The following is an 11,253-nucleotide window of genomic DNA, read 5'->3' on the forward strand; positions in this document are numbered from 1 at the left end:
CTTGAGTGGCCTCTTCGAGGCCTTATTAAGTTGCAAAAACTTAAAAGGGTTTCGACTGTTTAATGGTTGTCTGGTGGTTTACTACATCCCCGCCCTAAAGGACGAGGCTTTCAAAAGAAAAAAGTAACAGACAAGGTCACAGACATAGACCCAGCCAACGCCTACGACTTCTACACCTGGGAGGTTCTCAACAACATAATGGAGGGCCTCGTCAAATACAAACCTGGAACCCTTGAGATAGAGCCCGGCCTCGCGGAGAGCTGGGAGGCCAGCAACAACTCAACCGTCTGGACGTTCCACCTTAGAAAGGGACTCAAATTCGACGATGGAACGCCGTTCACAGCTAAGGACGTCGTGAGGAGCATAAACAGGGTAATGACCATAAAGGGAGACCCCTCGTGGCTCGTTACCAGCTTCGTTAAGAAGGTTGTCGCGAAGGACGACTACACCGTAGTCTTCTACCTGAAGCACCCGACGGCCTACTTCCTGGCCCTGCTGACGACCCCGCCCTACTTCCCGGTCAGCCCGAAGTACGACAACGACAAGATCGACAGCGACGCCACCTACGGTGGAATAGGCCCGTACAAGATAGTCAAGTGGGTGCGCGACCAGGAGCTCGTCCTTGAGGCGAACCCCTACTACTACGGCGAAAAACCCAAAACCAAGAAGATAATCATCAAGTTCTACAACGACGCCTCGACCATGAGGCTCGCCCTCCAGAACGGCGAGATAGACATAGCCTGGAGAACCCTGAGGCCAACTGACATAAAGAGCCTCAAGAACAGCGGAAAATTCAACGTCATCGAGGTTCCGGGAGCGTTCATCCGCTACGTCTGCCTCAACACGAAGGTGGATCCAACGAAGAATGTCAAGGTCAGGCAGGCGCTCGCAGCGGCCATCGACAGGAAGGAAATCTCGAACATAGTCTTCCAGGGGACTGTGGAGCCTCTCTACAGCCTGATACCCAACGGTATGTGGAGCCACAAGGACGTTTTCAAGACCAAATACGGCGATGCAAACCTCGACCTCGCCAAGAGCCTCCTCAAGGAAGCCGGCTACTCGGAGAGCAACCCGCTGAAGATAACGCTCTGGTACACGCCAACCCACTACGGCGACACCGAGGCGTCGCTCGCCCAGGTTCTCAAGAGTGAGTGGGAGAAGACGGGAATGATCAAGGTCACCATTAAGAGCGCCGAGTGGAACACATACACGGACTACGCGAGGAAGGGCCAGATGATGGTCTATCTCCTCGGCTGGTACCCCGACTACCTCGACCCGGACGACTACACGACCCCGTTCCTCGACAGCAACGCCAACAGCTGGGCTGGAACGGGCTACAACAACACCCAGGTCAACAAGCTCCTTGAGAAGGCCCAGACCATAACCGACCAGAACCAGAGGGCTCAGATCTACGAGCAGGTTCAGGACATACTCGCCCAGGACGTACCGTACATACCGCTCATCCAGGGCAAGCTCTTCGTCGTGACGCAGAAGAGCGTTAAGGGCGTTGTGATAGGGCCCGATATGATATTCCACTACAGCACCGTCTACAAGACGGGCTGATGCCCTTTCTCCTTTTTTGGAGGGATGCAGTTTGGCGCGGGGTTTGGGAAGATACATAATAATAAGAGGCCTCATGATAATCCCAATGATACTCATCCTCTACACCATCGTGTTCTTCTTTCTGAGGATCCTCCCCGGCAACCCGATTTTAGCGGTCGTCGGGACGAAGAACATACCGCCCGAACAGCTGAAGCACCTGGAGCACTTAGCAGGCCTCGACAAGCCGCTCTACGTTCAGTACTTCGACTACCTCTGGAAGATGCTCCACGGCAACCTCGGGGTTACGCTGGCGTCGCCGATGGGGAAACCTGTCTCAAGCTACATAGCCCTCCGCCTCCCGGCCACCGTTGAGCTCACGATATTCGCCTTCACTGTGAGCGTCCTGCTCGGTATAGCGACCGGTGTCTTGGGGGCTGTGAAGAGGGGGACTTCGGTGGACACGGGGATGAGGGTATACAGCATAGTCGCATACACCCTCTTCATACCCTGGTTCGGGATGATGCTCCAGTACCTCTTTGGTGTGAAGCTCCACTGGCTGCCGACCTCCGGGAGGATAAACCCGACCATAACCTCCTTTCACTCGATAACCGGCCTTTACGTCATAGATGCTATAATAGAGAGGAACTGGGCCGCCTTGGGCAGCGTCCTGAAGCATCTGGTGCTCCCGAGCATAACCCTCGGAACCGTCCTCAGCGGTGCCTACACCCGCCTGGTGAGGAACAACATGGTTGACGTCCTCAGTCAGGACTTCATAAGGGCCTACCGGGCGAGGGGAGTCCCCGAGAGGAAGGTTCTCTGGTACGCGCTGAAGAACGCCTTCATTCCCGTCGTCACCCTGATGGGCCTCCAGTTCGCGATACTGCTCGGAGGGGCCGTCCTGACTGAGACCACCTTCAACTGGCCCGGCATGGGGACGTTCATCATGGACAGGATCAACTACCGCGACTACAACTCAATAGAGGGGGCGGTGATAGTCTTCGCGCTCTTCGTAGGCCTGATAAGCCTGACGGTTGACGTGATCTACGCCCTCCTCGATCCCAGGGTGGAGTACTGAGGTGGTAGAATGAGGCTCATAGACTACATAATCAATCCCCTCCGCGAGAGAAAGCCCGGCAGGGGCCTCCTTCTCTTTGGGATCTCGGTGGTCTTAACCGTCATCATCATGGCGATCTTCGCGCCCTGGATATCCCCCTACAACCCGACCCAGATAGGGGCGGACGTCTTTGCTCCTCCCAGCTCAAAGCACCTCATGGGCACAAACAACCTCGGCCAGGACGTTTTCTCAAGGATAATCTGGGGATCCAGGATAATCCTGTACGTCGTGGCCATAGCGACGACGCTCTCGATCCTCGTAGGAGTCCCCCTCGGGCTGCTCTCCGGATACCGCGGCGGGAAGGTGGACAGGGCACTCAGCATGATAATGGACAGCATCTACTCATTTCCCTCTCTCATACTCGCCATAGTCATAGCGGTCGTCCTCGGGCCGAGCCCAGTTAACACCGCAATTGCAATAGCCTTCGTCTACGTGCCTACCTACTTCAGGATGGTAAGGGGGCAGACCCTCAGTCTGAAGAACCAGCTCTTCGTGGAGGCGGCGAGGGCTATAGGCGTCAAGGACTGGGAAACCATGAGGAAGTACATACTCCCCAACGTGCTCCCAACGGTGCTCGTAGTCTTCACCCTGAGCGTCGCCGATGCCATACTCACGGAGGCGGGGCTGAGCTTCCTCGGCCTATCAGTCACGCCGCCCACGCCCGACTGGGGCTACGACCTCCGCGTGGGACAGCCCTTCCTCCTCGACGGCTACTGGTGGCTGGCCTTCTTCCCGGGAATAATGATAATGCTCTTGGCAATGGGCTTTGCCATGATAGGGGAGGCCATAAACGAGAGGCTCTCCTTAGGGACGAGGTGATGGAGATGCTGCTCGAAGTCAAGAACCTCAGCGTTTACTACTACACCCTGAGCGGTGTTGTGAGGGGAGCGGAGGGGATATCCTTCTCGGTTAGAGAGGGGGAGTGGATAACCTTCGTGGGCGAGAGCGGGAGCGGAAAGTCAACGGTCGCTCACGCGGTGATGAACCTCGTCCCGTCTCCGGGGAGGATAGTCTCGGGGGAGGTTCTCTTCAACGGAAGGAACCTGCTCAAACTCCCGGGGGAGGAGCTGAGGAAGATCAGGGGAAAGGAGATGACGATGATATTCCAGGACCCCATGACCAGTCTCGATCCCCTGAGGACGGTTGGGGATCAGATGGTCGAGGCTATGACGGTTCATGGAGTTGAGGAGGCCGAGGCCAAGAGAAAAGCCAAGGAGCTCTTGGAAAGGGTCAACCTCCCCGGCGACAGGTTCAACTACTACCCCCACCAGCTGAGCGGGGGGCAGAGGCAGAGGGTTAGCATAGCGATAGCCATGGCCTTCAGGCCGAAGCTCCTCATAGCGGATGAACCCACCACTGCCCTTGATGTGATAGTTCAGGACTCGATAATGGACATCCTCAACGGGATGAAGGAGGAGGGAACGAGCATATACTTCGTCACGCACGACATATCCCTCGCGGTGGAGAGAAGTGACAGGATAGCGGTGATGTACGCCGGGAAGCTCGTGGAGGTGGGGACCGTAGATCAGATAGTCGAGAACCCGCTCCACCCCTACACAAAGGCCCTCATCGAGGCCGTACCAGACCTGTGGAAGGAGGGGAAGGTCAGGGCGATTCCGGGCTATCCCCCGGATCTCAGGAGTCCCCCGAGCGGCTGCCGCTTCCACCTGAGGTGTCCCTACGCTGAGGCCGGCCTCTGCAACATCGAGGAGCCTGAGTTCAGGGAGGTTGAGAAGGGCCACTTCGTTGCGTGCCACTTTCCAGGGGTGTGGAGGAAATGAGCGAGCCTCTCCTGAAGGTTGAAAACCTCAAGAAGTACTTCCCTGTCAAGAGGGGTATAATAGAGGCCCTCAGAAAGGTTCCGGTGCGCTACGTCAGGGCCGTTGACGGGATAAGCTTCGAGATAAAGCGGGGAGAGGTACTGGGCCTCATAGGTGAGAGCGGTTGCGGCAAAACCACCGCTGGAAGAACCGTGCTGAGGCTCATAGAACCGACCGCAGGGAGGATAGTCTTCGACGGAACCGACATAACGGCCCTCTCAAGGGAGGAGCTCAGGCCCTTCAGGAGAAGGATGCAGATAATCTTCCAGGACCCGTACTCAAGCCTGAGCCCGAGGATGAAGATAGGCGACGCGATAGCCCACCCGTTGCTCGTCCACGGGCTGGCGGAGAAGGATGAGGCGAAGGAGATAGCCCTAAAGATGCTCAGGCGCGTCGGGCTGACCCCCGAGGAAGAGTTCTACGACCGCTACCCCCACCACCTCAGCGGCGGCCAGAGGCAGCGCGTCGTCATAGCGAGGGCCATGGTGCTGAAGCCGGAGTTCGTCGTTGCGGACGAGGCCGTCTCGATGATCGACGTTTCGATGCGCGCCTCAATACTCGAGCTCCTCGAATCCTTCAGGGAGGAGTACAACATGAGCCAGCTCTTCATAACCCACGACATAGCCGTTGGAAAGCTGATAGCAGACAGGATAGCGGTGATGTACCTCGGAAAGATAGTCGAAATCGGACCGACTGAGGAGGTTTTAAAGAACCCCGCCCACCCATACACGAGGGCCCTGATTCAAGCGGTACCCTCGATAGCCCGGAGGAAGAGGGAGAAAAAGCTCAGGATAACAGGAGAAGTCCCAAACGCCGTCAACATACCCTCCGGCTGCCGCTTCCACCCGAGGTGCCCGCTCGCCGATGAGCTCTGCCGGGAGAGAGAGCCCGAGCTGGTCGAGGTCGAGAAGAACCACTTCGTGGCCTGTCACCACCCGCTCAGGTAGCCCTCCTCAGCTTCCTGTCCATTTTAAGCATCTCCTCCCACTGCCTCCCGGGCCAGTAGATTTGACCGCAGCTCTCGCAGACGTAGAACTCGTCGTACCTCTCGTAAACATTCGGGGGGACTTTTCCCTTAACTTCTTCCTTTGAGGCGCGCCTCAGGGGACCGTTGCACTTTGGACAGCGGGCGTTTGCAGGGAAGAGCTCCCTAAACTCCACGCCTAAGCTCTTTAGCTCCTCGACCTGCCCCTCAAGGGAGTTCGAGGAGAGGGGGAAAACTTTAGCACCAAACTTTTCAGCCCTCTCCGCTAAACCTGAGTCCCGAGTCAAGATTATTCTATCTTCCCTAAGGGCTGTCCTGACTATCTCATCGTCGTCCTCTATGCCGTAGAGCGTGTCGTAGCCGTAGAGACGCAGCCATCTCGCCAAGCGACCGAGCATCATATCCGCTATGAACCTCATCGAAAGGTATTAATCGGGTTGCGTTAAAGTGTTTGTGGTGGTTGAATGCACTACGAGGAGGTCGAGTTTCTGAGAAAGCGGGCGAGAACCTTCTGGGAAAACGGTGACTACCTGATGAAGCTCGGAAAGTACGATGTAGCATCATTCCACTTCGAGCAGGCGGTTCAGCTTGAGCTGAATGCAATAATACTTGAGTACAGCGGACAGAAGTACAGGACGCACTCCATCAGAAAGCTCTTGCTGGCCATTGGAAAGCTCTTTGGGGAGGAGGAGAGGGTTGAGAACTTCATACGGGAGCACAGAAACGACATAAAGGCCCTTGAGGACGCCTACACCGACACCAGATACGAGCCCGTTGTTTACGAGGACTATGACGCGGAGGCCGTGAAAAAGACCGCCGAAACGGTTTTAGAATTCGCGAGGTCACTGGTGAGGGAAGATGCGTGACCTTGAGGGACCCCTTCTCCAGACGGGCAGAAAGCGCTATCTCATGATAAAGAACTACAGGAGATACCTCCCCGCGATAAAGCGCGCCTGCGAGGAAGTTTTTGGGGAGTGCGAGCTCTACGTCTTCGGGAGCGTTCTAACCGGGAAGTTCACGGCCGGGAGCGACGTTGACGTCCTCGTCAAGGTGAAAAACGCCCCGAAAAACCTCCGCGAAAAAGCCGAGCTTGAGGTTAAAATCGAAGAGCTGGCAGGACTTCCCTACTATCATCCCTTCGAGTTCCACGTCGTTGACGAGAAGATCTTTAGGAGGTACGTTGAGGTTCTCAGGGTGAACCCGGTTAAGGTCGAGTGAGGGAAGGCTTTTTAAGCGAAAATATTTTACGGTCATAAAACAGGTGGTGGCTATGTTAGTCTACTTCATCGGCACCGGCGGGAGTGAGGGGATTCCGGCTCACCTCTGCACCTGCCCGACCTGCAGCGAGGCGAGAAAGTTCGGCTTCGCGCAGAGGAGGCCCTCAACTCTGGCAATAATCACCGAGAACAAAAGGGCGGTTCTCTTCGACGTGGGAACGGACATAAGGGACTTCCTCAACCTTCCGCTGGAGGCGATTTTTCTGACGCACTGGCACCACGACCACATCTACGGCCTCTACAAGCTCCGCTGGATGGCGAGGGAGACGAAGCTTTACGCGCCCGAGGGGCACGCCGACGCTCTAATCCTCAACGATCCAAAGAACCTTAGGCCCAACGTTATAAAGCCCGGCCAAACCCTGAGGGTTGACAGCCTCAAAATCACACCAATAAGGCTCAACCATCAGGTCGAGACCTTAGGGTATCTGATAGAGGAGGACGGAAAGAGCGTGGCTCTGCTCTACGACACGAAGGGCCTTCCAGAGGAGACGAGGGAGTTTTTGGAAAGAAGGGCCCCGATGAGGCTGGCGATAGTTGACGCCACGTATCCGCCAGGCTTTGACGACCCGTACCACAACAACGCCGATGAAGCGTCTGAGATCGGCCTTTCCCTTGCCGAGAGAACGGTTTTGAGCCACATCTCCCACAAGAACCTGCCCTTCCTTGAGCTGGTCGAGTACGTCAGGAAGAGGTGGGGAAACAGGGTTCTCGTCGCCTACGACGGGATGGTGTTCTACGTCTGAGCGAGGCCCCTCAGATCATTCAAGTCCCACGTAAGGTAGCCTTCTTCCCTTAGCTCTTCTTTTCCATCCACTTCCTTCGCCACGAGACCATAGCTTTTCCTCCAGCCTTTCAGGCCGAGGAGCTCAGCCTTCCTTTCCAAGTCCCTCAAAACTCCCCGCGCTTCCCTCTCGCTCAGGTCTTTCCACTTGACTTCAACGAAGAGGGCTTTCTTCTCCCCCTCGTTCAAAGCCACGAGGTCAATCTCCTCGTTCTTGTGCCACCAGCGGCCGATCTTTGTGAAGCGAAACGGAAGTTTTCCAGCTTTGTTTAGCTCGACCAGAAACTGTCTGGCTATATCTTCAAAGACAAAGCCAAGGTAGTCGTTAAATTCGGCTTTTATTCCCTCAACTATATCAAAGCCCATCTCTATTTCGTCCCGTCTGGGAAAGACGAAGCGGAACCAGAAGTTGAAAAAGGCATCGCTTATCCTGTAAACGGCCCTTCCCTTCCCCACGACCGGCCTTTCCGCCCTGATGTAGCCCATCTCCTCCAGAACGTTGAGGTACTTGCCGAGGCTCTTGGTCTCTATCCTGGCCCCATCCGCTATCTGGCCGAAACGCGTGTATCCACTCGATATGGCCCGCAGAATCGAGAGGTACCTTGAGACGTCCCTCAACTCCTCCTTGAGGAGATATTTAGGCTCGTCGTAGTACTTCGCCCCTTTTGAGAGGGTCAGCATCCTCAGGTTGTCCCAGAAGTCTTTCTCCGGGTCGTAATCCGCCCAGTACTGGGGGACCCCGCCGAAGACCGCGTAGGCTTTAACCGCCGTCTCGACATCAACCGGGTGGAATTCGAGCAGGTGGAAGAAGCCTATCTCATTTACCTTCCACGCCCCCGTTCTTCTTCCATAGATGGGCGACTTCGCCGAGAGCATGCCCTCCATGAACGACACGAGCGAACCGCAGAGGATCAGCATTACCTTCGTGTTGGACAGGTACAAGTCCCAGTACTTCTGGAGCGTACTCAGAAAGCCCTTGTCGGCCCTGACGAGGTATTGAACCTCATCGATCACCACCACAAGCCTCTCAGTGCTTTTTCCGGCTAAATAAGTGAAGAAGGCCCCCCAGCTTCGAATCGGGTTCTCCCTGAGGAATGGATCGTTGAAGTAGTCGGCCAGTCTTAAAGAGAAGTCCTCCAGGTTGGTCTCGTTCTCCTCAGCGAGGAGGTAGAGGCCGCTGACTTTCTCAAGGAACCTCCGCAGGAGGTAGGTCTTTCCTATCCTCCTCCGCCCGTAGAGTACTATCAGCTCGGCCTTTCCAGAGTTATAGCGCTCCCTCAGGAAGTCCAGCTCCGCATTTCTGTCAACAAACCTACTCCTAAGTATCATACTCGTGAGTAGGTTTTTGAGTTTATAAACTTTGCCCGCCGTCAGTGTATTTGCCTAACTCCTCCCGAACTTTTTAGGGTAGCCCGAGTAGAGGGTTAAGGCAACGATGGAGGTCGTTTCCGTGTTGGTATCGCCAACCGGGGTGATTTCCCCTTTCTCAACCCGATAGCCCGTGATTATTCCGCCGTTCCCGGCCTGCAGGGAATAGATCACGGTAAGACAGCGAGAGTAAACACCTTTACCCTTTTCAGGCGCTCCCAATGCGCGGTAGAGGTATATGAAAAGGGCGCACTTGTAGGTCTGATACGTTCCATCGAAGGCCCTGTCCCTGAAGCCGTTTCCGTCCCACATCCCGAGGAGCTTAGAATAGAGTTCAAGGGCGCCGCTTTCGTTTCCCTTTATGAGCTCGCTTAAAGCCCCGTAAACGAGGAGATCAGCGTAGGACTCCCAGTCGCCCATCCTGCACGATGTGTTGGCGAGTTCGTATTTTATCTCGAACGTCGCGTTGAACTTCCGGGAATAAACCCTCCTCAGGTTCTTTGTTTCGGTGCAGTAGAAGTCTTTGATGGGCCTTCCGAGGAGAGGGCCAAGCTTTCCGTTCCAGCCACCGGAATAGTTTAACTCAAGGTTTTCGAGGATCCGTTTTCCAAGGGGAGAGCCAAGAGCTATCAGCGCGCGTGAGGCTAAGAGGTTGTCGTTGGCAACGTAAATCGTCTCGTTGTCTGGGTAAGCCCTTACCGCAGCTCTAAGGAGGCCAGCCTCCGGGACGTACTGCGATTCCAGGAAGGAGCAAAGCTTTGCCGAATTCAGAGGGTACTCAGGCGGAGTTTTGGAATTGCTCTTCCAGTGCCACTCCGCAATCCCCGCAACGAGCAGGATGATGAGTACAGATGACAGGAGATACCTCCGCCTCATCGAAGTGAGTTCGCAAGAACCGTAAAAGCCTTTTGGGGAAAGCCCAATTTTCTATGGTGGTGGCATGCGCGTTCTCGAACTGGCGAAGAGGAGGAAGACTGTGAGGCAGTTTCTCCCGGATAGACCACCCAAGGAAGACATTCTGAAGGCGATTGAAGCTGCCAAGGAAGCCCCGAGCGGGATGAACGCCCAGCCGTGGAGGTTTGTGGTAATCGATGACGACTGGCTCAAAGGAAAGATAAGGGAGCTCTGTGAGAGGGAAGAGGAGAAGTTCTACGCGAAGACCAAAGGTGACCTTATGGCATGGCTGAACGCCAAGGGCTTTAAGCCGGAGAAGCCCTTCCTGAGCGAGGCGCCCTACCTCATCCTCGTCTTCGGGCACACAAAGGCACCTTACTGGCTCCAATCAACGTGGATAGCAGTCGGTTACCTGCTCTTAGCACTCGAAGAGCTCGGCCTCGGCACGGTGACCTACACCCCGCCTAACCCCAAACCCGTGGAAGAGCTCCTCCATGTTCCCAGGGACTACAGGCTCCAGACTATTCTGCCCGTTGGCTACCCAGCGGACCCAAAGCCGAAGTACGAGAGGAGGAAGCTTGAGGAAGTGGCGAGCTTCAACGAGTTTTAGGCCTTCCTCGACAGTATCCTCGACTTCTTGGTCGCTGCATCGACGGCTTTCATCACGGCCGTCCTTATCTTGCCCTCCTCCAGCTCAAAGATGCCGTCTATGGTGGTTCCTCCGGGCGTTATCACCCACTCCCTCACCTCGGCTGGATGCCTTTCGGTCTCCATGAGGAGCTTTGCCGTCCCGAGGAGGGTCTGGAGAGAGGCTTTTTTAGCCACTTCCCTCGGCAGACCGACCCTCAAACCACCGTAGACCATGGCCTCAAGGAAGACGGTAACGTAAGCCGGCCCGGAACCGCTCAGCCCCGTTATAGCGTCCATGTGCTCCTCCTCAACGCGGAGGCATTCGCCGAAGGACGAGAGGAGGCCTTCAACGGTTTTCAGGTCTTCCCCCTCCAGGTCCGTCGAGTAGGCCGTGAAGGACTCCTTGACGAGAACCGCTATGTTCGGCATCGCCCTGACGAGCTTGGCCTTTGGGGCCAGCCTTTTGAGGTAGTCAAGCCCTATACCAGCTGCGAGCGAGATTAGAAACTTCCCGTCCAAAAGCCCGGAGACCTCCCCGAGAACTGCACCCACCTTGTTGGGCTTCACAGCTAAAAAAACAGCCTCTCCCCACTCAACGGCCTCCCTGTTGTCCCTCGTAAGCCTGACTCCATATTCCTCAAGCCACCTGGCCTTTTCTAAGTTCCTTCTCGTGGCGATTACCTCGTGCCCGCTTTCGCTGAGGGCTTTGGCAACTGCGCCACCTATCGTTCCTGCACCTATCACGGCAACCCTCATTCCAACACCTCATCCATCAACGCTCACTTCCAAAATAAACCTGCCCTTTAACCACCTGTCAATTTGACGGAAAACGGGGTAAATAC

General features: G+C 55.7%; 13 protein-coding genes. 9 read left to right on the top strand and 4 right to left on the bottom strand.

Features of this window, described 5'->3' with window-relative positions:
• Window positions 1–66: 66 nt before the first annotated feature.
• Genes MVB78_RS09410 through MVB78_RS09430 form a run of 5 tightly spaced genes read left to right on the top strand, consistent with a single transcriptional unit; the run spans window position 67 to window position 5,423 of the window.
• Entirely contained in the window at window positions 67–1,563 is a 1,497-nt protein-coding gene (locus MVB78_RS09410) for an ABC transporter substrate-binding protein (RefSeq protein ID WP_297490653.1), read from the top strand.
• Between the two features lie 43 nt (window positions 1,564–1,606).
• Window positions 1,607–2,617 carry an ABC transporter permease gene (locus MVB78_RS09415; protein ID WP_297490656.1) on the top strand — a complete coding sequence of 337 codons (1,011 nt, stop codon included), beginning with the start codon at window positions 1,607–1,609 and terminating at the stop codon, window positions 2,615–2,617.
• Window positions 2,618–2,626: 9 nt separating this feature from the next.
• Window positions 2,627–3,475, top strand: a complete 849-nt coding sequence (locus MVB78_RS09420) for an ABC transporter permease (RefSeq protein WP_297490658.1) — start codon at window positions 2,627–2,629, stop codon at window positions 3,473–3,475.
• Window positions 3,476–3,480: 5 nt separating this feature from the next.
• Window positions 3,481–4,437, top strand: a complete 957-nt coding sequence (locus MVB78_RS09425) for an ABC transporter ATP-binding protein (protein ID WP_297490680.1) — start codon at window positions 3,481–3,483, stop codon at window positions 4,435–4,437.
• Window positions 4,434–5,423, top strand: coding sequence for an ABC transporter ATP-binding protein (locus MVB78_RS09430; protein WP_297490660.1), 990 nt, complete (start codon window positions 4,434–4,436; stop codon window positions 5,421–5,423). Before MVB78_RS09425 ends, MVB78_RS09430 begins: the two co-directional genes overlap by 4 nt.
• On the opposite strand, the gene MVB78_RS09435 is transcribed toward MVB78_RS09430, so the two are convergent.
• Window positions 5,416–5,880 (bottom strand): Mut7-C RNAse domain-containing protein, encoded by a 465-nt coding sequence (locus MVB78_RS09435; RefSeq protein WP_297490663.1) that lies wholly within the window; start codon window positions 5,878–5,880, stop codon window positions 5,416–5,418. The genes MVB78_RS09430 and MVB78_RS09435 overlap by 8 nt on opposite strands.
• Window positions 5,881–5,925: 45 nt before the next feature.
• Here MVB78_RS09435 and MVB78_RS09440 point away from each other — a divergent pair, with 45 nt between their 5' ends.
• The 3 genes from MVB78_RS09440 to MVB78_RS09450 are packed head-to-tail and all read left to right on the top strand — an operon-like array spanning window position 5,926 to window position 7,481.
• On the top strand, window positions 5,926–6,327 hold the full coding sequence (locus tag MVB78_RS09440; protein ID WP_297490665.1) for a HEPN domain-containing protein: 402 nt from the start codon (window positions 5,926–5,928) through the stop codon (window positions 6,325–6,327).
• The gene (locus MVB78_RS09445) at window positions 6,320–6,679 is read left to right on the top strand and encodes a nucleotidyltransferase domain-containing protein (RefSeq protein ID WP_297490668.1); all 360 of its coding nucleotides are present in this window, start codon (window positions 6,320–6,322) and stop codon (window positions 6,677–6,679) included. The genes MVB78_RS09440 and MVB78_RS09445 overlap by 8 nt, the downstream gene beginning before the upstream one ends.
• A gap of 52 nt (window positions 6,680–6,731) precedes the next feature.
• Complete coding sequence (locus MVB78_RS09450; RefSeq protein ID WP_297490682.1) at window positions 6,732–7,481, top strand: MBL fold metallo-hydrolase; 750 nt, start codon at window positions 6,732–6,734, stop codon at window positions 7,479–7,481.
• Here MVB78_RS09450 and MVB78_RS09455 read toward each other — a convergent pair.
• Both MVB78_RS09455 and MVB78_RS09460 read right to left on the bottom strand, forming a co-directional pair.
• Window positions 7,472–8,848, bottom strand: a complete 1,377-nt coding sequence (locus tag MVB78_RS09455; RefSeq protein WP_297490670.1) for an ATP-binding protein — start codon at window positions 8,846–8,848, stop codon at window positions 7,472–7,474. The genes MVB78_RS09450 and MVB78_RS09455 overlap by 10 nt on opposite strands.
• A 54-nt stretch (window positions 8,849–8,902) precedes the next feature.
• On the bottom strand, window positions 8,903–9,763 hold the full coding sequence (locus tag MVB78_RS09460; protein WP_297490673.1) for a hypothetical protein: 861 nt from the start codon (window positions 9,761–9,763) through the stop codon (window positions 8,903–8,905).
• Window positions 9,764–9,827: 64 nt separating this feature from the next.
• Here MVB78_RS09460 and MVB78_RS09465 point away from each other — a divergent pair, with 64 nt between their 5' ends.
• Window positions 9,828–10,391: a nitroreductase family protein gene (locus MVB78_RS09465; protein ID WP_297490675.1), complete on the top strand. Its 564-nt coding sequence runs from the start codon at window positions 9,828–9,830 to the stop codon at window positions 10,389–10,391.
• On the opposite strand, the gene proC is transcribed toward MVB78_RS09465, so the two are convergent.
• Entirely contained in the window at window positions 10,388–11,167 is a 780-nt protein-coding gene (proC, locus tag MVB78_RS09470; protein ID WP_297490677.1) for a pyrroline-5-carboxylate reductase, read from the bottom strand. The two genes, MVB78_RS09465 and proC, sit on opposite strands and share 4 nt — an antisense overlap.
• Between the last annotated feature and the right edge of the window lie 86 nt (window positions 11,168–11,253).

The sequence above is a fragment of the Thermococcus sp. genome (assembly GCF_026991495.1).
Classification (GTDB): Archaea; Methanobacteriota_B; Thermococci; order Thermococcales; family Thermococcaceae; genus Thermococcus.

Excerpts from the sequence above, each read along its gene's own strand:
- MVB78_RS09420 (WP_297490658.1), top strand. The coding sequence starts at position 2,627 with ATGAGGCTCATAGACTACATAATCAATCCCCTCCGCGAGAGAAAGCCC.
- proC (WP_297490677.1), bottom strand. The coding sequence starts at position 11,167 with ATGAGGGTTGCCGTGATAGGTGCAGGAACGATAGGTGGCGCAGTTGCC.
- MVB78_RS09435 (WP_297490663.1), bottom strand. The coding sequence starts at position 5,880 with ATGAGGTTCATAGCGGATATGATGCTCGGTCGCTTGGCGAGATGGCTG.
- MVB78_RS09445 (WP_297490668.1), top strand. The coding sequence starts at position 6,320 with ATGCGTGACCTTGAGGGACCCCTTCTCCAGACGGGCAGAAAGCGCTAT.
- MVB78_RS09450 (WP_297490682.1), top strand. The coding sequence starts at position 6,732 with ATGTTAGTCTACTTCATCGGCACCGGCGGGAGTGAGGGGATTCCGGCT.
- MVB78_RS09460 (WP_297490673.1), bottom strand. The coding sequence starts at position 9,763 with ATGAGGCGGAGGTATCTCCTGTCATCTGTACTCATCATCCTGCTCGTT.
- MVB78_RS09440 (WP_297490665.1), top strand. The coding sequence starts at position 5,926 with ATGCACTACGAGGAGGTCGAGTTTCTGAGAAAGCGGGCGAGAACCTTC.
- MVB78_RS09465 (WP_297490675.1), top strand. The coding sequence starts at position 9,828 with ATGCGCGTTCTCGAACTGGCGAAGAGGAGGAAGACTGTGAGGCAGTTT.
- MVB78_RS09425 (WP_297490680.1), top strand. The coding sequence starts at position 3,481 with ATGCTGCTCGAAGTCAAGAACCTCAGCGTTTACTACTACACCCTGAGC.
- MVB78_RS09455 (WP_297490670.1), bottom strand. The coding sequence starts at position 8,848 with ATGATACTTAGGAGTAGGTTTGTTGACAGAAATGCGGAGCTGGACTTC.
- MVB78_RS09430 (WP_297490660.1), top strand. The coding sequence starts at position 4,434 with ATGAGCGAGCCTCTCCTGAAGGTTGAAAACCTCAAGAAGTACTTCCCT.